The organism is Novosphingobium sp. (genome assembly GCF_965229225.1).
GTDB lineage: Bacteria > Pseudomonadota > Alphaproteobacteria > Sphingomonadales > Sphingomonadaceae > Novosphingobium.
In genome coordinates, this window is the sequence record NZ_OZ245867.1 from 1,466,464 (window position 1) to 1,485,154 (window position 18,691).

Below are 18,691 nucleotides of genomic sequence, written 5' to 3' on the forward strand. Positions count from 1 at the left end.
TTCCGCCCGAGGGGCGAATTGCCGGGAAAATGGGTTACGCCATCTTCGCCTTGATCTCGGTCGCGACGTTCGCAGGAACCTCGTCATAGTGATCGAAGAACATCGAGTAGTTCGCACGACCCTGCGTGAACGAGCGCAGCTGGTTCACGTAGCCGAACATGTTCGCGAGCGGGACCATGGCGACAACCGCCTGGGCATTGCCCCGGCTGTCGGTGCCCTGGATCTGGCCGCGCCGCGAGTTGATGTCGCCGATCACATCGCCGAGATATTCCTCCGGCGTGATCACTTCGACCTTCATGATCGGCTCGAGCAGCTTGATCCCCGACTTCTGGGCCACTTCGCGCATCGCAGCGCGGGCACAGATTTCGAAGGCCAGCGCCGACGAGTCGACGTCGTGGTAGGCGCCGTCGTAGAGCAGGACTTCGAAGTCGATGATCGGGAAGCCGATCAGCGAGCCGGTCAGTGCGGTTTCGCGGAAGCCCTTCTCGATCGCGGGGATGTATTCCTTCGGAATGTTACCGCCCTTGATCTCGTCCTTGAAGACGAAGCCCGAACCGCGTTCACCCGGCGTGACCTTGACCTTCACGCGGCCGAACTGGCCCGTGCCGCCGGACTGCTTCTTGTGGGTGTAGTCCACGTCCACCGGCTTCCCGAGATACTCACGGTAAGCCACCTGCGGCGCGCCGACGTTCGCCTCGACCTTGAACTCGCGCTTCATGCGGTCGACAAGGATTTCGAGGTGAAGTTCGCCCATGCCCTTGATGATGGTCTGGCCGGATTCGTGATCTGTCGAGACGCGGAAGCTGGGATCCTCAGCCGAGAGACGGTTGAGCGCGATGCCCATCTTCTCCTGGTCGGCCTTGGTCTTCGGCTCCACCGAAAGCTCGATCACCGGCTCGGGGAATTCCATCCGTTCGAGAATGATCGGCTGCCGTTCCGAGCACAGCGTATCGCCGGTGGTGGTCTCCTTCAGACCTGCCAACGCCACGATGTCGCCCGCATAGGCCACATCGATGTCTTCGCGGTTGTTGGAGTGCATCAGCAGCATGCGGCCGACCTTCTCCTTCTTGTTCTTCACCGAGTTCAGGTAGCTGCCCTTGGTCAGCGTGCCCGAATAGATGCGGGTGAAGGTCAGCGAACCGACGAAGGGGTCGTTCATGATCTTGAACGCGAGCGCCGAGAACGGAGCATCGTCAGAGGTCGCGCGGCTGTCCGGCTCGTCGGTGTCGGGATTGATGCCCTGCACGTCTTCGATGTCGAGCGGCGAAGGCAGGTAGTCCACAACCGCATCGAGCAGGGGCTGCACGCCCTTGTTCTTGAACGCCGAGCCGCACAGCACGGGAACGAACGACTGGTTGAGCGTACCCTTGCGGATCAGCGCCTTGAGAGTCGCCACGTCGGGCTCATTGCCATCGAGGTAGGCTTCCATCGCGTCGTCATCCTGTTCGACGGCAAGCTCGATCAGCGTGTTGCGGTACTCGGCAGCCTCGTCAGCGAGATCGGCCGGGATTTCCTCATAAGAGAACTCGGCGCCGAGGCTTTCGTCCTTCCAGATGATCGCACGCTGCTCGACGAGGTCGACCAGGCCACGGAAATCGCTTTCCGCGCCGATCGGCAGATACAGCACCGCCGGCTTCGCGCCGAGGCGATCGATGATCGTCTGCACGCAGTACTTGAAGTTCGCACCGGTGCGGTCAAGCTTGTTGATGAAGCACATGCGCGGCACGCCGTACTTGTCGGCCTGACGCCACACGGTTTCCGACTGCGGCTCGACGCCCGCGACGCCGTCGAACGCGGCAACCGCGCCGTCCAGCACGCGCAGCGAACGCTCGACTTCAATGGTGAAGTCGACGTGGCCGGGGGTGTCGATGATGTTCAGGCGGTGGTCGTTCCAGAAGCAGGTCGTCGCGGCCGACGTGATCGTGATGCCGCGCTCCTGCTCCTGCTCCATCCAGTCCATGGTCGCAGCGCCGTCGTGGACTTCGCCGATCTTGTAGGACTTGCCGGTGTAGTAAAGGATACGCTCGGTCGTCGTGGTCTTGCCGGCGTCGATGTGCGCCATGATGCCAAAGTTGCGATAGCGCTCGAGCGGATGGCTGCGGGCCATGGGAGGTTCCTTGGGTTCGGGAGGGGCCGAATGGTTGCGGCCCGCCCCATAGTGTCTTTAGCGTGTCCGTTTCAAGACGGCCGCTTGGTCAGCCTGTGACCAACCAGCGGCCCTCTTGGGCAGTGCCCTTACCAGCGCCGGATTACCAACGATAGTGGCTGAAGGCGCGGTTGGCGTCAGCCATGCGGTGGGTGTCTTCACGCTTCTTGACCGCGTTGCCGCGGTTGTTGGCGGCATCGAGCAGCTCAGCCGAGAGGCGCGCAGCCATCGTCGTTTCGCTGCGATTGCGCGCGGCCGTGATCAGCCAGCGGATGGCCAGTGCCTGCGCACGCTCGACGCGCACTTCGACGGGGACCTGGTAGGTCGCACCGCCGACGCGGCGGCTGCGGACTTCGATCTGCGGCTTCACGTTGTTGAGCGCATCGTGGAACAGCTGCAGCGGATCGGCCTTGGCGCGGGTCTGCATGGTTTCCATGGCACCATAGACGATGCTTTCGGCGACCGACTTCTTACCATCGAGCATGAGGTTGTTCATGAACTTCGACAGGATCTGATCGTTGAACTTCGGATCCGGCAGGATCTCCCGCTTTTCGGGACGACGACGACGAGACATATTCCGTACTCCTTCGGAACGCAGCGGGCCCGGCCGGGCCTGCCTTGCGGTTCCGATCCCAGTTGAAACTTACTTCGGACGCTTGGCGCCGTACTTCGAACGCGACTGCTTGCGGTCCTTGACACCCTGGGTATCGAGAACGCCGCGCAGCACGTGGTAGCGCACGCCCGGAAGGTCGCGCACACGGCCGCCGCGGATAAGCACGACCGAGTGCTCCTGCAGGTTGTGGCCTTCGCCCGGGATGTACGAAATCACTTCGCGGCTGTTGGTCAGGCGGATCTTGGCCACCTTGCGCAGCGCCGAGTTCGGCTTCTTCGGGGTCGTCGTGTAGACGCGGGTGCATACGCCGCGCTTCTGCGGGTTCTGCTCCATCGCAGGGACCTTGGACTTGGTCTTCTGCGGTTCGCGGCCCTTGCGGACCAGCTGGTTGATCGTAGGCATGAAGGACTCTTCACCTTGGTTGCGGGCGCGGCGGGCACCAGGTGAAGCTTTGCGGAATATCTCATCCAGCGCCGCGCAAGGCTGATGAAGCCTCGCGCCGGGGCGCTGCATGAGCCGAAAACGCTCCACCCGGGGCAAGTCGCCACCGGGTTACTTTGACGGCTGACGGCATGGACTGGCCTATACCCCCGATTCGGGAGAACGGACCAAACACAAGAGGGACCCGCGAATGGCGGAAAACACCGCCTTCGAGGCCCCACTTGCCGCGCACCGGCAATGTTCAGCTCTGTTGAACCGATAGGCCAAAGGCCGTTCGGGACGGCGGGCCATTAGGCCGGAACCGCCCACCGGTCAAGCAGCAAGCCACCGGCGGGCGGGAAACGGGACCTATTCGGCAGCCTCTGCGAGCGGCATGGACCGGCGCAGGATCGTTCCGACTGCGTGATCGAGCGTGGCAAGCGCCACATGCAGCCAGTTGTCCATCGCGGCAAGCCCCCGTGCCGAGAGCCGCACGAAGGTCCGCCGTCCGTCGCGCCCGTCATCCTCGCGTTCGACCAGCCCGCGCGCCTCCAGGATGCGAAGCCAGCGCAGCGCGGTCGTCGGCGGGACATTGGCCCCGATGCAGGCGCTGGTGGTCGGCACTGGCCTGCCTTCCCGTGTGGCGACGTAGAGATCGAGCAGGATGTCCCACGTCGGCTCGCCGAACAGATCGCCGGGCAGGTGACGATCGCGCCGGCGCCGGATCGCGTAAGTCTCCCGCGCAAAGGCCAGCAGCGCTTCGGATGTGATCCGCGTCGACGATTCGTGCAAGGTCGCAGCGGCTGATGCCGTCGCGTAAGGCACGGCAACGCGGTCGGCGTCGCCCAGCGGATCCTGTGTGGCCATGGCCTCCGCAAGGGCGGCAGGACTGGCGCGGCGCAGAGCCGCGCGGCGGCGGCCGCGATCATGGCGGCGAATGATGCGCCCGCTCATACGAGCCGCCACGAATGATAGCGGCCAATGCGGCGCTGGCGCTCCACATGCGCCCCCGTGCCGATTGCCAGCACGATCAGCTGGAACAGGAAAGGCATTTGCGTCATCGTCCAGTAGGCTCGGCGGACCATGTCCACTTCCCAAAGCTTCGCGACATGGCCGAGCACGACGAGGACCTGTGAGGCAGAGACCCACAGCGGCCAGCCGCGATTGGCATGAAGCGCAACCCAGAGCAGGGTGAAGAAAGCCCAGGTATCGATCACCAGGTGTCCCGGATTGACCGTGTACCAGGCCGGATCGCCGAACAGCATATGATTGCCCACATCCAGTGCGAATGTGGAGAGCAGAACCGTCGCCACCAGTTTTTCGGGTTCATCTCCCTTGCGGGCCGCGAACAACACGGCGGCGATCAGCGCTATGCGAAGAATCCAAAGCCAGAGCATTGTGGTGCAAGACCTTCAATGTGCAGACCGGCCTAACATTCAGGCAGCGCGGACCGCGGCTGAGGAAGGTTCATTCTCGTCAAGCTGGGCTCTGGGAGGGCAGGCATCGTTGCCGCCGCAGGTTTCTGCCGAAATCGTGCTCAGGCGGCCGTGGACACGAGCGAGTTCGCCGCCAGCATCAAGCATGGCCTGCTGGCTCTTGACCAGCCGCATCAGGGCCTCCTGGCCGAGGAAGGGGGCAACACCGGTGCTGCGGCGGGCGCCGACCATTGTCTGCAGCAGTTGGGCCTGCCGCGCGAGCGCTTCATCCAGCGCGGCTTCGGCCTGATGCAGATCGCGGGCAATCCGCAGCTTTGCCACCGAGAGCGGCATCTCGGGCATGGTTTGGGTAGCAAAAGCGGTCATAATCACTCTCCGAAGCTGGAGCCCTCCCTTGGGCCCACGTGCGCTAACAAGATGGAGAGGTTCGCGGCGGGATCAGCTTGCGAGGATCTGCGACAACTGCGCATACATCGCCAAACCACCCATAACGATCAAGATCAGGAACATGGCCAGGATCGCAATGGTCCCGAGCCGGATATAGGTCCCGTGAGGCCCGTCGAACATCTCCGGGAGGACATGATGGTAGGGCTCGGCCGATGCCTCACCGCTTTGGAACGCGACCTGTGCCAGGACATCCCTGCGGATCGGCGAGCTTTGGACCCTGTCCGTCCTGTCTTCCCGCATCGGAACGTGCAGGCCATCGACCGGCGGCGCGACGCCGGAAGAGTCATATACGGATCGTTCGCATATGGTTGCAACATTGGCAGACTGGGCGACAAGGCGGCGATAGGCCTGCGCCACCTCGCCGCGCGTCGCAACACCCAGCTTGGCACGCGCCAGCATGATGCGCTGGTCGACGGTGTGGTGCGAGATCCCGAGGATGCGCGAAATCTCCTTCGAGGTCTTGTGCTCGATCAGGAGATCGAGAACGGCGCGCTGCTTGTCGGTCAGCGATGCCAGAATCGCTTCGTCATCGCCCGAGTCGGCGGGCTCGGAAAGCACTGCGCCATCCCGGTCCGCGAGGGCGCGAAAAGCAGGCACATCTACCGGTTCGCGCGCCCCCGGCGAAGGCTGCGCAGCAACGCTATGATCGGACTTGCCCATGTTTTCTTGTTACGACCCTGAAATCGCCAATCCGGCGGTAAAAATGGATGAATACCGGCTTGACCGCAAGAACAACTCAACCGCACCACCAAGCTCCAGCCCAATCACGAGAACCTGACATTGCGAACACATCCAAAACACCATAGCTTGCCCTAACATAGGATAAATTTGTTATTAACCCTAGGGAAAGCAAATAATGAGGCCGAGGATGTTTGCGCGGCGAACCGGGAAGGTTCTGGCGACGAGCCGTGCTGCCATGGCGCTCGTTTTCCTGGTCGCGCTTGCCCTGGATCCCTCCTCGTCCGGCCGGAACGGCGCTTCCATATATTTCATGCTGGCCGCCTACCTCGCCGGCGCCGCCGGGATGATTTTGATCGCCTGGCGTAGCTGGTGGTGGGAATTCCGCCTCGCGCCCTGGGTGCACGCTATCGACACACTGGCCTTTGTCTGCGCCGTCTACTTCTCGGAGGCAGACAAGGCCGATTTCAACAGTCCGTTCATGGCCCTCACCGCCTTCCTGCTGATCAGCGCCACCTTGCGCTGGGGTTGGTTCGCGGTGGCCTGGACCTCGGTCGCGCTCATAGGTTTCAACGTTGCAATCGGCGCGAGCCTCTTGCTATCCGGGCTGCCGATCGAGCTGTATCGCTACGGGCGGCGGCTGATGTATCTGGGCGTGCTGTCGATCATGATGGTCTGGCTAAGCGGCGAACAGCGTGGCCCCCGATCAGCCCCAATGCCGCGAACGCCGGGCACGCCGGGCGAGCGGCGCAACGCCATTCTGGTCGAGACGCTCACCTTCGCGCGGGTTGCGCTGCAAGCGCGCGGGGCAGCGATCGCTGTCCCGCATGGCGAGGAACCCTGGACCGAGTTGCTGCGCGATTCCGGTTATGCAGTGATCGTCGACCGGCTCGGGCCCGAAGCGCTCGAAGGCAGCTTCGGCGAGCCTGACCGCGCGGCCCTGATCGATCGCATGCGCGGCCGGCGGATCATCAGCCGCACCAGTTCCTACCCACTCGCGATTCCCGGCCCGGTCAACGCGCCGCTGGCAGCCCATTGCGGGATTAATGAAGCCATGATCGTCACCTTCGAAACGGTGGCGGGCCCCGGGCAATTGCTGATCTGGGGCATCCCGGACATGTGCGTGGACGACCTTCCACTGGTCGAGACGATCGGCCGCCACCTCAGCACCGAGCTCGACCGCGAAGATCTGGCCGAGCTGGCGCAGGCAGCTTCTGCGGCCGCGCTGCGCGATGCACTGGCGCGCGACCTGCATGACAGCGTGGCGCAGTTCCTGGCCGGCACCCTGTTCCGGCTCGAGGCCCTGTCGCGCTGGATCCGCGAGGGCCATGACCCGACAGCCGAGATCAACGATCTGAAAACCGCGCTGCGGCGCGAACAGGGCGAGCTGCGCGCGATGATCCAGCGGCTGCGGCGCGGCGAGGAGGGCGACCGGCGCACCGACCTCGTCGAGGAAATGGAAACGCTGCTCGGCGAAATGAGCCAGCATTGGCACATTGCAGTCCGGCTTGACGCGCAAGTGCGGCCGATGCCGGTCTCGATCGGCCTCGCCCATGAACTGCGGCAGGTGCTGCGCGAAGCGGTTGCCAATGCCGCGCGTCACGGTCACTGCCGTGAGGTCGTCGTATCGGTATGCACCTGCGCATCGGGGCTGACATTGCGCATCGGCGATGACGGCGAGGGTTTCCCGACCGACCGCCCCCCGCCCCGCCCGCGCTCGATCAGCGAACGGGTCGAGGCTCTGGGCGGAACGCTCTCGATCTGCCATAATCACCCTGGCGCGTTGCTCGACATCGCCTTGCCCAATAGGATTGCCTGATGATTCCCGTTCTTGTTGCTGATGACCACGGTTTCATTCGTGCTGGCGTGGAAGCCGTGCTGCGTGGCAGCAGGTTCCAGGTGGTCGCCGCGACTGCCAGCGGCGAAGAGACGTTGGCCGCCATCGCCACCCATGATCCTGCCATCGTGTTGCTCGATATCAACATGCCGGGCATGAATGGGGTTCAGGCCCTCGAAGCGCTGCGGTCGAAGGGAGACAAGCGCGCGGTGGTGCTGCTGACCGCCGGGATCAACGACCGCCAGCTGCTCGCGGTGATGCGTGCCGGGGTGGAGGGCATCGTGTACAAGGACGGTGCCGAGGGCGGCCTCGTCGATGTGTTGGACAAAGTGCATTCGGGCGGGAAAGCCATCGATTCCGCGCTGCTGCAGCGCGCACTCGACCTCTCTCTCAGTGCCGATTCCGGTGGCCCGCTCGAACGGCTCAACCAGCGCGAGCGGCGTATCGCAAGGCTGGTCGCGCGCGGGATGCGCAATCGCGATATCGGCACGGAGCTGGGCATCGGTGAAGGCACGGTGAAGGTCTACCTCCACGCGATGTACCAGAAGCTGGGCATCGAGAACCGCACCGAGCTGGCGCTGCTCGCGGTTAACGATCCGGGCGAATAGGGTTCGCCCTCCAGCCGGTTCAGGCCGGTTCGAGCACCACGGTGGCCGCAGCGGTATTGCTGATCGGCACATGATAATTACGCATGACCATCGCCTGCGGCGCTTCGCCCAGCGCGCCGCGTGCGGCGATCCAGTTGAGAATCTCGACGCCCTGCGTGCCTGCCAGTTCGGCCACTTCTTCCGCCGAATGCGCCGTCAGCGCCGCCGGATCGTCCGCCAGATGATCGAGGCAGAAGCGGTCGTAGTCCGGGTTCATGAAACCGGCGCGCGCACCTTCAAGCTGGTGCGAAAGGCCGCCGGTGCCCATCACCACGATCCGGTCATCACCCTTCCAGCTGCGCAGCGCCCGGCCGACCGCCTGCCCGAGGGCAAGGCAGCGCCGCGGCGAGGGCAACGGGAACTGCACCGTGTTGATCGCAATGGGCACGAGTTTGACCGGCCAGACTTCGGCATCGGGCCAGGCGAGCTCGAAGGGGATCGACAGCGCGTGATCGACCATCATCTTCTGGCAGGTGGTGATGTCGAACTCGGCCTCCACCAGCGCCTCGATCAAGTGCCAGGAGAGATTGGGATGCCCCTCGAAGCTCTTGTAGACGGGCAGGCCCCAGCCCTCGTCAGCATTATCATACCGTGCAGCCGCGCCGACCGCGAAAGTGGGCATGGCATCGAGGAAGAAGTTGAGCCCGTGGTCGTTGTAGAACACGACAGCGACATCGGGGGCGACTTCGGCGAGCCACTGGCGGACCGGCGGAAACCCATCGAAGAAGGGCTTCCAGTATGCCGACTGCTGGTCACCGCGCTGGATGGCACCGCCGATCGCGGGAACGTGGCTGGTAAAATATCCACCGACAACATGGGCCATCACGCGTTCTCCCTCTCGCGGGAAGAGGTCGATGGCCGCGACCCGAAATGCAGGCCGCCCAGATCGGGATCGACCCCGGCACGCGCGGCGACGAGCATCGCCTTGAAATCGTCCACGCTGCGGCCGGTCTGCAGCGCGCCGAGATCCTGCACGTTGAGGCCGAGGATCCCGGCCAGCTTGGCGAGGTAATAGACGTTGCCGCCGGCCTCGAGCATGGCGAGCACATCGCGCGCGGCCACGGCGGCGCGCTGCTCCCCGGTCACGCCATATCTGGCGCAGTAGGCGTCCTCATCCGCGACAAAGGCAGTGCGATTGGCCGCATCGTTGAACGAATAGCACATCGCATTGAGCGCAAAGCCGCGCATCGCCAGATCGCCATCAAACAGCGCGGTGCCCGGAATGGAGCGGCGCAAGGCGCGGGGATCGACTGCAGGGCCGGGACTGCGTTCAGACGGTGCGCTGGATGGTGGCGACATGGGCACTTCTCTTCGCGGAAGGCCGGGATGCCCCGGCTTCTTCTGCCTAACAACGTGGACGCGCCGACGAATTGACCGGGGTCAATCCGCAGGCTGCGATTATGAAATGCGGCCCGATAGGCAGTGTTACGTAACAGACAATGCGGATTGCGCGGCACCAGGCCGGGGCGCACATCCAGTGCCATGGCCCTCACCAATGCCGAGCGGCAGCGCCGCTACCGCCAGAATCTGAGAATGCGCGCTTCGCCGGACGGCGTGGGCGAGCAGGCGCGCATGGCGGTGGAGCGCGCGGTGCAGGCGCTCTGGGCTTTCCATCAGCGTCCGGGGCCGGGCGGGATCGATTGGTCGGCGATCGACGGCTGCACGACGATAGCACAATATCGATCCGAACTGGAGCGAAGCCCGGGTAACCTGATCCAGGCCGCCCGCGCCTTCCTGCCTGATTTTGCCGATCTCTCGCCAGAAGAAGCGCGCGCCATCGCCGTGATCATCGAGATTTCCGACGCGTTGCGCCTTGCCCCGCGCCGCGCTGGCCGCGCAGCCGAAGGCGCCTGACCGGCATTCCCGCACAATCGGGAAAAGGCTGCATTCCCCATGCCTGATCTGGGGTTAGCGGTGTTTCCGCGCACCAGAACGACCTCACGCGTCCTGTGCCGGCCGTGTTGCCGCCGACGGCATTTGCCTCTTCCGAACTGGATTTCAATTTGCGGGCATTTATTCGGTATTTACCAGGGTCTGAAACAGAATACTGTTAACCTGGGCGTGCGCCATTGAGGATGTAATGGCGCTTGCTGGGGTAGTTCCGATGGGTTAGCCGCCGGACGTCAGGAGAAATATGAGCGTCGACCGTCAGTTTATGCGGCTCTTTGCGGCGCGCTATCGCGGCAGCCTCATTCTCGTCGGCATCGCCAGCGTGATGCTCAATGTGCTCGTTTTCGCCGGTTCGGCGTACATGCTGCTGGTTTACGACTCTGTTCTGCCGAGCCGCAGCGTGCCCACCCTGATCGGCCTGTTCGGCATGTTGCTGCTTGTCTATGCGTTCCAGTCGGTGTTCGAGGCGATCCGCGGCGAAGCTCTGCTCGGCATCGCCAACGGCGTGCACGACGACCTGTTCGAGGCGGTGCATTATGCCACCGTCACCCGCCCCCTACGCGCGGGCGCCGACAAGGGCGACGGGCTGCAGTTCACGCGCGACCTCGATTCCATCCACACGTTCCTCGCAGGGCAAGGCCCGGTTGCGCTGATCGATCTGCCATGGGTGATCACCTTCATGATCGTGCTGTTTGCGCTGCACTGGTGGCTGGGCGTGACGGCGCTGGCCGGCGTGTTCATCATGGCGGGCATCGCTATCATCTCCAATCGCCGCACCCAGGCCGGATCGCGCGAGTTGGCGACCATCACCGGACGCCGGTCTGCCGCCGCGCTTTCGGAGATCCGCTTTGCCGAAAGCGCGCTGGCGATGGGTATGCAAGAGCGGCTTGTGGCACGCACGGCAAGCTGGGAAACCGGCTTCATCGAGGCGCAGTCGTATCTTTCGCGCACGGTCACGCGGCTCGGCGGCGCGAGCAAGGCGTTTCGCATGCTGTTGCAATCGCTGATCCTTTCGGTCGGCGCGCTACTGGTGATCGACGGCCAGGCGAGCGGCGGCGTGATCCTTGCCTCCTCGGTGCTTTCTGGCCGCGCGCTGGCGCCGGTGGACCAGGCCATCGCCAACTGGAGAGGCTTCGTTGCCGCACGCACTGGCTGGGGCCGGATCGCGCAGGCGGTCACCACGTTCCGCAAGCCGCCCGTGCGCGGCGTCACGCTGGAGCGCCCTTCATCCGAGCTTTCGGTGCGCGATATCTGGGTCGCACCTCCGGGCACGCAGCGCCTCACACTATCGGGGGTGTCGTTCACGCTCACGCCGGGCCAGGTGCTGGCGGTGATCGGCCCCAGCGCCGCCGGCAAGACGACGCTGGTGCGCGCAATTCTGGGCATCTGGAAAGCCAACCGCGGCGAAGTGCGGCTGGACGGGGCGACGCTCGACCAGTGGGACCCGGAAGCGCTGGGCAGCTATTTCGGCTATGTGCCGCAGACGGTCGACCTCGTGGACGGCACGATCGGCCAGAACATTGCGCGCTTTGATCCTGCGGCCACATCGGCGGGCGTCATGGCTGCGGCCAAGGCGGCCGGCCTGCACGAAGTGATCCTCGCATTGCCCGATGGCTATGAAACGCCGGTCTCGGCGGGAGCGGTGGAACTTTCCGCCGGCCAGCGCCAGCGAGTCGGCCTCGCCCGCGCGCTCTATGGCGATCCGTTTCTCCTCGTGCTCGACGAAGCCAACTCCAATCTCGACGCGGCGGGCGATGCCGCGCTGGCCAACGCGATTGCCGGGATGCGCGCGCGCGGCGGCATCGTGATCATGATCACCCACCGCCCGGCCACGCTTGGCCCGGCGACCCACCTTGCCGTGATCAACAGCGGCCGTCTCGCCGATTTCGGCCCGCGCGACGAAGTGCTGCAACGCATGCAGGCCCAGAACGGCCCCGGCGGCGCGGCGGCGCAGGTCCCGCAGGGCGCGCCCGGTGAGAGCAATTCGGCCAAGGAAGCCACCGCATGACATTGCCCACCACCGTTTCCGATCCCGTGCGCCAGTTGCTGCCGGTGTTCGGCGAGGAAGGGGCTGAGAAGGCGAACTCGCCGGTCCTGCTAAAGCGGCTGCTCTATGCTGTCGGCGGCCTGTTTATCGTGCTCTTCGCGCTCGCGGCCCTCGTTCCGATGGGCGGCGCGGTGATCGGCGGCGGCTCGGTCGGTGTCGAATCGCGCGTGAAGCGCATCGCCCACCCGACCGGCGGCGTGATCAAGGCGATCTACGTTCGCAATGGCGAGCACGTCGCGCAGGGCCAACTGCTCATGCGGCTCGACGACACTGTGACCGGCGCCGACGCGACCTATTCCAACCTCACGGTCGAGCAACTGCTGGCGCAGAAGGCGCGGCTGGAGGCGGAACGGCTCGGCTCCGGCAAGTTGCTGTTCCCGCCCCAGTTGACGAATTCGAAAAGCACCAGCGCTGCGAAGGCCATGACCGACGAGGCGCGGCTCTTCGCGATCCGCCAGACCGAGGAAGCGGGGCTGCGCGCGCAGCTTGCCGCGCGGGTGCTGCAATACAACGAGGAAATCCACGGGCTGGAATCCCAGATTTCCGCGCTCAAACAGCAGCGCAAGTTGATCGAGCCCGAACGGCAGGGCGTCAAGGACCTGTGGGACAAGCAGCTCGTCACGATCAACCGCCTGAACCAGCTGGAGCGCACGGCGGTAGATCTGGATGGCAATGTCGGCTCGCTCCAGGCACAGATCGCGCAGGCCCGCGCCAAGATCACCGAAGCGCAGGAACAATCGATCCAGCTCGGCCAGACGCGGCGCGTGCAGGCAGGCACCGATCTCGCGCAGGTCAACACGGTGCTCAATCAGCAGCAGCTGCGCAGCGTGGCCGCATCCGACCAGCAGGACCGCAGCGAGATCCGCGCGCCTTACACCGGGGTGATCGAAAAGATCGCGTTCGCCGCGATCGGCGATGTGGTGCGCCCCGCTGAACCCATCATGGAAATCGTGCCCGATCGCGATACGTTCGTGGTGGAGGCGATGATCAACCCTTCGGACATCGACCAGACCATGAAGGGGCAGACCGCCCGCGTGCGCTTCACGTCGTTCAACCGGCCGACCACGCCGGAAATCCTCGGCAAGGTCACTTATGTGGCGACCGACCGCACCGAGAACCCCGAATCGCGGCAGGCCTATTACATGGTGCGGATCGAAGTGGACCTGGCCGCGGTGAAGAAGGAAGGCCTCGCGCTGCGCAGCGGCATGCCGGCCGAAGTCTATATCGAAACCGGCAACCGCTCGCTGCTGTCCTACCTCACGAAGCCGTTCATGGACCAGTTCATGCGCGCCTTCCGCGACAACTGAGCGGCATGGCGATGATACCTGCCCTGCCCTTGCGCGCCGCACTGCTGGCCGCGTGTGCCGCCAGCGCCGCGTGCGCTGCGCTGGCTCCCGCTTTCGCAGAGGATGCGGCGCTGCCTGCCCCACCCATGCAAGGCCCGCCCGATAGCGGCGCTCCGGCGGGCAGTTATGGCAACGACGATCCCGACAGCGGACGCGACGGGGGCGACATCAGGGCAGACGGGGGGGCGGACAGCGCCGACGACACCGCAATTCCGGAGGCAGACCGCATCGCGCTGCGTCCAGAACTGCCCGCAGAAACCCCCGCCGACATCGCTGAACGCGCGACGAGCGGAGCGCCGATCACATCGCTGACCGATGCGCTGCGGCTTGCCTATTGGACCTCGCCCTTGCTGCTGGCGCAGCGCTCGACGGTAAAAAGCTACGATTACCGCATCGCGCAGGCCCGGGCGAACTACGGCCCCAAGCTGAACTACAGCCTTGCCACAACCTTCCAGAGCGACCGGTTCGAGCAGCGGCGCGGCCTTCCGGTTGCCTTGTCAGGCTGGACCACAGCCGCTTCTGCCGTACTGACGCAGCCGATCTTCACCTTCGGCCGCAATGCCTCGCAGGAGCGCAACTCGGCCGCGCAGCTGGAGTTCCAGCGGCAGGTGCTGCGTTCGACCGAGCAGCAGGCGCTGCTCGATGCCATCACGAGCTATATCGGCGTGCTGCGGGATCGGGCTGCGGTGCTGATCGCCAAGGACAACCTTGCGGCGCTGGAACGCCAGCTGAATGACAACAAGGCGCGGCTCGCGGTGCGCGAAGTGACCGCGACGGACGTCCAGCAGATTTCCACCCGCGTCGCGCTGGGACAGGCCCAGGTCTATGGGGCGCAGCGCGATGCTGCCTCCAGCGAGGCGAGCTTCCTGCGCATGGTCGGCGTGCCCGCGGGCGATCTGGTGCCGCCAAATCCGCTCCAACTGCCGGTGCGGCAACTGGAGGAAGCCTATGCCTATTCGGAAATGCACAGCCCGGTGATCCTTGCGGCACAAGCGCGCGAGAAAGTCTCGCGCGCCAGCGTGGCGGCGGCCAAGTCCGATCTCATGCCGCGCATCGATTTCCAGGGAAGCGCAAGCTACGGCTCGCAGAGCGCCTATAGCGACGATTTGCGGCAGCGGGGCCTGCGCGGGCAGTTCATCATTTCGGGGCCGATCTTCGAAAGCGGGTTGCGCCGCGCGCGGGTGAGCGAAGCCATGGCGGCAAACGATGCCGACTGGCGCCTGCTCGATGCGTCGCTGCGGGAAAGCCGGGCGACCCTCGCCGCATCGTGGAACGACTGGCAGGCACAGCAAGCGGCCATCGCCAGCTACCGCGCGGCAGAAGAATCCGCGCGCAAGGCCTATGAAGGCGCGATCCTCCAGCAGCGCGCGGGCCTCATCACCACGCTCGACGTGCTGGACCTCGCGCGTGAATTGCTGGTGGCGCGAAGCAATTCGAACACCGCGATTGCCAACGCCTACATCGCCAAGGCGCGCGTGCTGGCGGCGGCGGGCGCGCTTGAGCAATCGTGGCTGATGCCCGATGCCGCGCGCTATGATGTGGACCGGCATCTCGGCAAGGTGAAGCACAACGGCGATGTGCCGATCTACACGCCGATTGCGCGCGCGATCGAAAACGCGGGCGTGATCGGCAGCACGGCAACACGCCCGGTGCGCGATCCGGCAGGTGCGCGCACGGCAGCGCCGATCGTGATCCTGCCGGCGGACAAGCTGGTGGAACCGGCGCCCTCACCCGCCGCTTCGGCGCCCGCTGGTGCTCTGGCAGATCCGCCGAATTGACCGGGTGCTTGCGCCAGGGGCCGGTCGCCTGAAAATAACTCTCGCTTGTATCCGGCGGCAGGAGTAGCGGCGCGCCGATGGACCACAACGCGATTCAGGATGGCGCGCCTGCAGGCGGTGAGCCCGTTTCCGGCCCGGCCGTTGCAGGGGCTGGGGCAGTTGCAGGGGCCACAGCCCCAGCCGATGCCCCCGCAGGGAGTGGCGAGCAGCACCCGGATGAGCAAGGCCACGGCCACCAGCGCGAAGGTCTTGCCACGCTGGCCGTCGGCGCGATCGGTGTGGTTTTCGGCGATATCGGCACCTCGCCGCTCTATTCGTTCAAGGAAACCTTTGTCGGCCACCACCTCATGAAGGTGGATCAGCTACATGTGTTCGGCGTGCTCAGCATCGTGTTCTGGACGATGATCGTCATCGTGACGGTGAAGTACCTGTTCCTCGTGCTGCGCGCAGACAACAAGGGCGAAGGTGGCAGCCTGGCCCTGCTCGCGCTTGTCAGCCGCTGCCTGTCAGACCGGCGCTGGACATATGTCATGTCCGTGTTCGGCCTCACGGCCACGGCATTGTTCTTCGGCGATGCGATGATCACGCCGGCGGTTTCAGTGCTGTCTGCGGTCGAGGGCCTGACGGTGGTCCACCCCGGCTTCGAGCATCTGGTCCTGCCGATCTCGATCGCGATCCTGATCGGCCTGTTCGCCATCCAGTCGCGGGGCACTGCGGCGATGGGCAAGCTGTTCGGCCCGGTGATGATGTTCTATTTTCTGACCATCGCCGTGCTGGGCGTGATCGGGATCATGGAAGCGCCGAATATCCTTTGGGCGCTCAACCCCATGTACGCAGTGCTCTTCTTCGCCGACGACCCACTGATGGCCTACCTCGCGCTGGGTTCGATCGTGCTGGCGGTGACTGGAGCCGAAGCGCTCTATGCCGATATGGGCCACTTTGGCCGGCCTGCAATCATGGCGGCGTGGCTGTGCCTCGCCTTCCCGTGCCTGTTGCTGAACTACCTCGGGCAGGCAGCGATGATCATGAACCGGCCGGAAACGGTGGCCAACCCGTTCTTCATGCTCGCCCCTGATGCTCTGCGCCTGCCGCTGGTGCTGCTCGCAACAGCCGCGACCGTGATTGCCAGCCAGGCGGTGATTTCCGGCGCGTTCTCGGTCTCGCAGCAGGCGGTGCAGCTCGGCTATCTGCCGCGCATCCGCATCCGCCACACGAGCGCGAGCGCCGCGGGGCAGATCTACGTCCCGATCGTCAACTGGACGCTGCTGGCGCTGGTGGTGATGCTGGTGCTGGGCTTCCGCACTTCGGGCAACCTCGCCTCGGCGTACGGCATCGCCAACACCGGCACGATGTTCATAACCTCGTGCATGTTCGGGGTGCTTGCCTTCCAGGTCTGGAAGTGGCCCGCGCCGATTGCTGGGTTCTTCACCTGCCTGTTCCTGCTGGTGGACGGCGCCTACTTCTCCTCGAACATGACCAAGATTCCCGATGGCGGCTGGTTCCCGCTGTTGGGCGCAAGCATCACCTTCACCATGCTGAGCACGTGGTCCACCGGCCGCCGCATCATGCGCGAGCGGCTGGCCGAGGATTCGATGCCGTTTGACATCTTCCTCGGTTCGGTCTGCCCGAAGGTGCGGCGCGTGGCCGGCACTTCGGTGTTCCTCGCCTCCAACGTGGAAGGCATTCCGCCCGCGCTGCTCCACAACCTCAAGCACAACCACATCCTGCATGACCGGGTGGTGGTGCTGACGGTGGAGACCCAGAACGTGCCGCACGTGCCGCCCGAAAAGCGGCGCGAGGTGGAAGACCTCGGCTACGGGTTCTACCGCATGATCATCCGCATCGGTTTCATGGACGAGGCCAATGTGCCCGCCGAACTTGCCGCCGAAACGCGCGCTGGCGGGGCGTTCAAGCCGATGGAGACGAGCTATTTCCTCGCCCGCCAGACGCTGATCGCCTCAAAGCGCCCGGGCATGGCGATCTGGCGCGAAAAGCTGTTCGCATGGATGGTGCGCAATGCGGAAAGCGCGATGGTTTTCTTCCGCCTGCCGACCAACCGCGTAATCGAACTCGGCAGCCAGCTGGAAATCTAGGGTCCAAACTCCACCACCTGATCCGCCAGCCGGGCGACATCGGCGCGGTCGTGGCTGACGAGCAGGATGGGCAGCGCCAACTCGGCGCGGATGCGTCCGATGACCGCAATGATCGCCTCGCGCCGCGCATCGTCGAGCGCGGTGAGCGGTTCGTCCATCAGCAGGAAGCGCGGGCCCGAAAGCAGCGCCCGCCCGATGGCGACGCGCTGCGCCTCGCCCCCTGAAAGCGTACGCGGGCGGCGGCCGAGCAGCGGGGCGATGTCGAGGAAAGCCGCGGCTTCGTCGAGGCCGAGGAAGCGGCGCTCGGGCGGCGCGAGCTTGTAACCATAGAGCAGGTTGTCGCGCACGCGATGGTGCGGAAAGAGGCGCAAGTCCTGAAACACCATGCCGCAGGCGCGCTGCTCGGGCGGCAGGTTCACGCCCTGCGCGCTGTCAAAAAGAACGGTGCTGCCGACCGCGATCCGCCCGGCGGAAGGGCGCAACAAGCCGGCAATCGCCTCCAGCATGCTCGACTTGCCCACGCCTGACGGCCCCACCAGCGCGGTGATCCCTGCCGGAGCGGTGAAGCGGCAGGCAATCGTGCGCTCCCCCCGCTGCAGCCTAACGTCAACATCAAAGGACATGGCCGCCCCTGCCACTACCCGAAGCGCGGCTGAGCGCCTCGGAGGCGACCAGCGCCGCCAGTGAGAGCGCCACGGCCATCAGCGCCAACCGCCAGACCGCGCTCTCGCCTTCGGGCAGCTGGAGCGCGGCATAGATCGCCAGCGGCAGTGTGCGGGTTTCCTCAGGAATGTTGGAGACAAAGGTGATCGTGGCGCCGAACTCGCCGAGCGAGCGCGCGAAGCCGAGCACTGCGCCCGCCAGCACGCCCGGCGCGGCAAGCGGCAGCGTGATCGTGGCGAAGGTGCGCCAGCGCCCCGCACCCAGCGTGCGCGCGGCCTGTTCGAGCCGGGGATCGACGGCTTCGAGACTGAGCCGGATCGCGCGCACCATCAGCGGCAGCGCCATCACGGCAGCAGCGATGGCCGCGCCGGTCCAGCGGAACAGCACGGTGACGCCGAACAGGGCAAGCAGCCGCCCCCCCGGTCCTTCCGGCGCAAAGGCGATCAGCAGTAACCAGCCGATCACGACTGGCGGCAGCACCAGCGGCAGGTGGACAATGCCATCAAGCAGGATCTTGCCCGGAAAGCGCAGCCGCGCGAGCGCCCAGGCGAGGCCGAATGCCAGCGGCAGCGCGCCGGCAATCGCAGCGAGGCTGACCTGCAGCGAGAGCAGGACGATGCCCCATTCCTCGGCGGTCATGCCGATGCCAG

The 18,691-nt window shown here is 65.2% G+C and carries 18 protein-coding genes; 7 read left to right on the forward strand and 11 right to left on the reverse strand.

Annotation, left to right across the window (positions count from 1 at the left end):
* Positions 1 to 34: 34 nt before the first annotated feature.
* The 7 genes from fusA to ACO06X_RS06605 all read right to left on the reverse strand — a co-directional run bounded on the left by fusA (position 35) and on the right by ACO06X_RS06605 (position 5,722).
* Positions 35 to 2,107, reverse strand: coding sequence for an elongation factor G (gene fusA, locus ACO06X_RS06575; protein WP_421839145.1), 2,073 nt, complete (start codon positions 2,105 to 2,107; stop codon positions 35 to 37).
* 142 nt (positions 2,108 to 2,249) lie between these two features.
* On the reverse strand, positions 2,250 to 2,720 hold the full coding sequence (gene rpsG, locus ACO06X_RS06580; protein WP_292929480.1) for a 30S ribosomal protein S7: 471 nt from the start codon (positions 2,718 to 2,720) through the stop codon (positions 2,250 to 2,252).
* Between the two features lie 69 nt (positions 2,721 to 2,789).
* Entirely contained in the window at positions 2,790 to 3,161 is a 372-nt protein-coding gene (gene rpsL / locus ACO06X_RS06585; protein WP_054121067.1) for a 30S ribosomal protein S12, read from the reverse strand.
* A 387-nt stretch (positions 3,162 to 3,548) separates the two neighbouring features.
* The gene (locus ACO06X_RS06590; protein ID WP_421839146.1) at positions 3,549 to 4,133 is read right to left on the reverse strand and encodes a winged helix DNA-binding protein; all 585 of its coding nucleotides are present in this window, start codon (positions 4,131 to 4,133) and stop codon (positions 3,549 to 3,551) included.
* Positions 4,130 to 4,576, reverse strand: coding sequence for a hypothetical protein (locus ACO06X_RS06595; RefSeq protein WP_421839147.1), 447 nt, complete (start codon positions 4,574 to 4,576; stop codon positions 4,130 to 4,132). The genes ACO06X_RS06590 and ACO06X_RS06595 overlap by 4 nt, the downstream gene beginning before the upstream one ends.
* Before the next feature lie 39 nt (positions 4,577 to 4,615).
* Complete coding sequence (locus tag ACO06X_RS06600; RefSeq protein ID WP_421839148.1) at positions 4,616 to 4,981, reverse strand: hypothetical protein; 366 nt, start codon at positions 4,979 to 4,981, stop codon at positions 4,616 to 4,618.
* Positions 4,982 to 5,053: 72 nt separating this feature from the next.
* The gene (locus ACO06X_RS06605; protein WP_421839149.1) at positions 5,054 to 5,722 is read right to left on the reverse strand and encodes a helix-turn-helix domain-containing protein; all 669 of its coding nucleotides are present in this window, start codon (positions 5,720 to 5,722) and stop codon (positions 5,054 to 5,056) included.
* A 256-nt stretch (positions 5,723 to 5,978) separates the two neighbouring features.
* On the opposite strand from ACO06X_RS06605, the gene ACO06X_RS06610 reads away from it, so the two are divergent.
* On the forward strand, positions 5,979 to 7,559 hold the full coding sequence (locus ACO06X_RS06610) for a sensor histidine kinase (RefSeq protein WP_421839150.1): 1,581 nt from the start codon (positions 5,979 to 5,981) through the stop codon (positions 7,557 to 7,559).
* Positions 7,559 to 8,185: a response regulator gene (locus ACO06X_RS06615; RefSeq protein WP_298171933.1), complete on the forward strand. Its 627-nt coding sequence runs from the start codon at positions 7,559 to 7,561 to the stop codon at positions 8,183 to 8,185. The genes ACO06X_RS06610 and ACO06X_RS06615 overlap by 1 nt, the downstream gene beginning before the upstream one ends.
* A gap of 19 nt (positions 8,186 to 8,204) precedes the next feature.
* Here ACO06X_RS06615 and ACO06X_RS06620 read toward each other — a convergent pair whose 3' ends face one another.
* Together ACO06X_RS06620 and ACO06X_RS06625 are read right to left on the reverse strand one after the other, a co-directional pair.
* Positions 8,205 to 9,047 carry a class III extradiol dioxygenase family protein gene (locus ACO06X_RS06620; RefSeq protein ID WP_421839151.1) on the reverse strand — a complete coding sequence of 281 codons (843 nt, stop codon included), beginning with the start codon at positions 9,045 to 9,047 and terminating at the stop codon, positions 8,205 to 8,207.
* Positions 9,047 to 9,523 (reverse strand): protocatechuate 4,5-dioxygenase subunit alpha, encoded by a 477-nt coding sequence (locus ACO06X_RS06625; protein ID WP_421839152.1) that lies wholly within the window; start codon positions 9,521 to 9,523, stop codon positions 9,047 to 9,049. Before ACO06X_RS06625 ends, ACO06X_RS06620 begins: the two co-directional genes overlap by 1 nt.
* Before the next feature lie 183 nt (positions 9,524 to 9,706).
* Here ACO06X_RS06625 and ACO06X_RS06630 point away from each other — a divergent pair, with 183 nt between their 5' ends.
* The 5 genes from ACO06X_RS06630 (at position 9,707) to ACO06X_RS06650 (ending at position 17,378) form a co-directional block, all read left to right on the forward strand.
* Positions 9,707 to 10,078, forward strand: a complete 372-nt coding sequence (locus ACO06X_RS06630; protein ID WP_421839153.1) for a hypothetical protein — start codon at positions 9,707 to 9,709, stop codon at positions 10,076 to 10,078.
* Between the two features lie 280 nt (positions 10,079 to 10,358).
* Positions 10,359 to 12,122, forward strand: a complete 1,764-nt coding sequence (locus ACO06X_RS06635) for a type I secretion system permease/ATPase (protein WP_421839154.1) — start codon at positions 10,359 to 10,361, stop codon at positions 12,120 to 12,122.
* Positions 12,119 to 13,468 (forward strand): HlyD family type I secretion periplasmic adaptor subunit, encoded by a 1,350-nt coding sequence (locus tag ACO06X_RS06640; protein WP_421839155.1) that lies wholly within the window; start codon positions 12,119 to 12,121, stop codon positions 13,466 to 13,468. Before ACO06X_RS06635 ends, ACO06X_RS06640 begins: the two co-directional genes overlap by 4 nt.
* Before the next feature lie 5 nt (positions 13,469 to 13,473).
* Positions 13,474 to 15,285 (forward strand): TolC family protein, encoded by a 1,812-nt coding sequence (locus tag ACO06X_RS06645; protein WP_421839156.1) that lies wholly within the window; start codon positions 13,474 to 13,476, stop codon positions 15,283 to 15,285.
* Positions 15,286 to 15,362: 77 nt separating this feature from the next.
* The gene (locus ACO06X_RS06650; protein ID WP_421839157.1) at positions 15,363 to 17,378 is read left to right on the forward strand and encodes a potassium transporter Kup; all 2,016 of its coding nucleotides are present in this window, start codon (positions 15,363 to 15,365) and stop codon (positions 17,376 to 17,378) included.
* Here the strand turns inward: ACO06X_RS06650 and ACO06X_RS06655 are convergent.
* On the reverse strand, positions 17,375 to 18,001 hold the full coding sequence (locus tag ACO06X_RS06655) for an ATP-binding cassette domain-containing protein (protein ID WP_421839158.1): 627 nt from the start codon (positions 17,999 to 18,001) through the stop codon (positions 17,375 to 17,377). The genes ACO06X_RS06650 and ACO06X_RS06655 overlap by 4 nt on opposite strands.
* Positions 17,991 to 18,680 (reverse strand): molybdate ABC transporter permease subunit, encoded by a 690-nt coding sequence (gene modB, locus ACO06X_RS06660; RefSeq protein WP_298172035.1) that lies wholly within the window; start codon positions 18,678 to 18,680, stop codon positions 17,991 to 17,993. Before modB ends, ACO06X_RS06655 begins: the two co-directional genes overlap by 11 nt.
* Positions 18,681 to 18,691: the final 11 nt, after the last annotated feature.

What these genes read in the sequence shown, in the direction of transcription:
- fusA (WP_421839145.1), bottom strand. Translation starts at nt 2,107, where the DNA reads ATGGCCCGCAGCCATCCGCTCGAGCGCTATCGCAACTTTGGCATCATG.
- rpsG (WP_292929480.1), bottom strand. Translation starts at nt 2,720, where the DNA reads ATGTCTCGTCGTCGTCGTCCCGAAAAGCGGGAGATCCTGCCGGATCCG.
- rpsL (WP_054121067.1), bottom strand. Translation starts at nt 3,161, where the DNA reads ATGCCTACGATCAACCAGCTGGTCCGCAAGGGCCGCGAACCGCAGAAG.
- ACO06X_RS06590 (WP_421839146.1), bottom strand. Translation starts at nt 4,133, where the DNA reads ATGAGCGGGCGCATCATTCGCCGCCATGATCGCGGCCGCCGCCGCGCG.
- ACO06X_RS06595 (WP_421839147.1), bottom strand. Translation starts at nt 4,576, where the DNA reads ATGCTCTGGCTTTGGATTCTTCGCATAGCGCTGATCGCCGCCGTGTTG.
- ACO06X_RS06600 (WP_421839148.1), bottom strand. Translation starts at nt 4,981, where the DNA reads ATGACCGCTTTTGCTACCCAAACCATGCCCGAGATGCCGCTCTCGGTG.
- ACO06X_RS06605 (WP_421839149.1), bottom strand. Translation starts at nt 5,722, where the DNA reads ATGGGCAAGTCCGATCATAGCGTTGCTGCGCAGCCTTCGCCGGGGGCG.
- ACO06X_RS06610 (WP_421839150.1), top strand. Translation starts at nt 5,979, where the DNA reads ATGGCGCTCGTTTTCCTGGTCGCGCTTGCCCTGGATCCCTCCTCGTCC.
- ACO06X_RS06615 (WP_298171933.1), top strand. Translation starts at nt 7,559, where the DNA reads ATGATTCCCGTTCTTGTTGCTGATGACCACGGTTTCATTCGTGCTGGC.
- ACO06X_RS06620 (WP_421839151.1), bottom strand. Translation starts at nt 9,047, where the DNA reads ATGGCCCATGTTGTCGGTGGATATTTTACCAGCCACGTTCCCGCGATC.
- ACO06X_RS06625 (WP_421839152.1), bottom strand. Translation starts at nt 9,523, where the DNA reads ATGTCGCCACCATCCAGCGCACCGTCTGAACGCAGTCCCGGCCCTGCA.
- ACO06X_RS06630 (WP_421839153.1), top strand. Translation starts at nt 9,707, where the DNA reads ATGGCCCTCACCAATGCCGAGCGGCAGCGCCGCTACCGCCAGAATCTG.
- ACO06X_RS06635 (WP_421839154.1), top strand. Translation starts at nt 10,359, where the DNA reads ATGAGCGTCGACCGTCAGTTTATGCGGCTCTTTGCGGCGCGCTATCGC.
- ACO06X_RS06640 (WP_421839155.1), top strand. Translation starts at nt 12,119, where the DNA reads ATGACATTGCCCACCACCGTTTCCGATCCCGTGCGCCAGTTGCTGCCG.
- ACO06X_RS06645 (WP_421839156.1), top strand. Translation starts at nt 13,474, where the DNA reads ATGGCGATGATACCTGCCCTGCCCTTGCGCGCCGCACTGCTGGCCGCG.
- ACO06X_RS06650 (WP_421839157.1), top strand. Translation starts at nt 15,363, where the DNA reads ATGGACCACAACGCGATTCAGGATGGCGCGCCTGCAGGCGGTGAGCCC.
- ACO06X_RS06655 (WP_421839158.1), bottom strand. Translation starts at nt 18,001, where the DNA reads ATGTCCTTTGATGTTGACGTTAGGCTGCAGCGGGGGGAGCGCACGATT.
- modB (WP_298172035.1), bottom strand. Translation starts at nt 18,680, where the DNA reads ATGACCGCCGAGGAATGGGGCATCGTCCTGCTCTCGCTGCAGGTCAGC.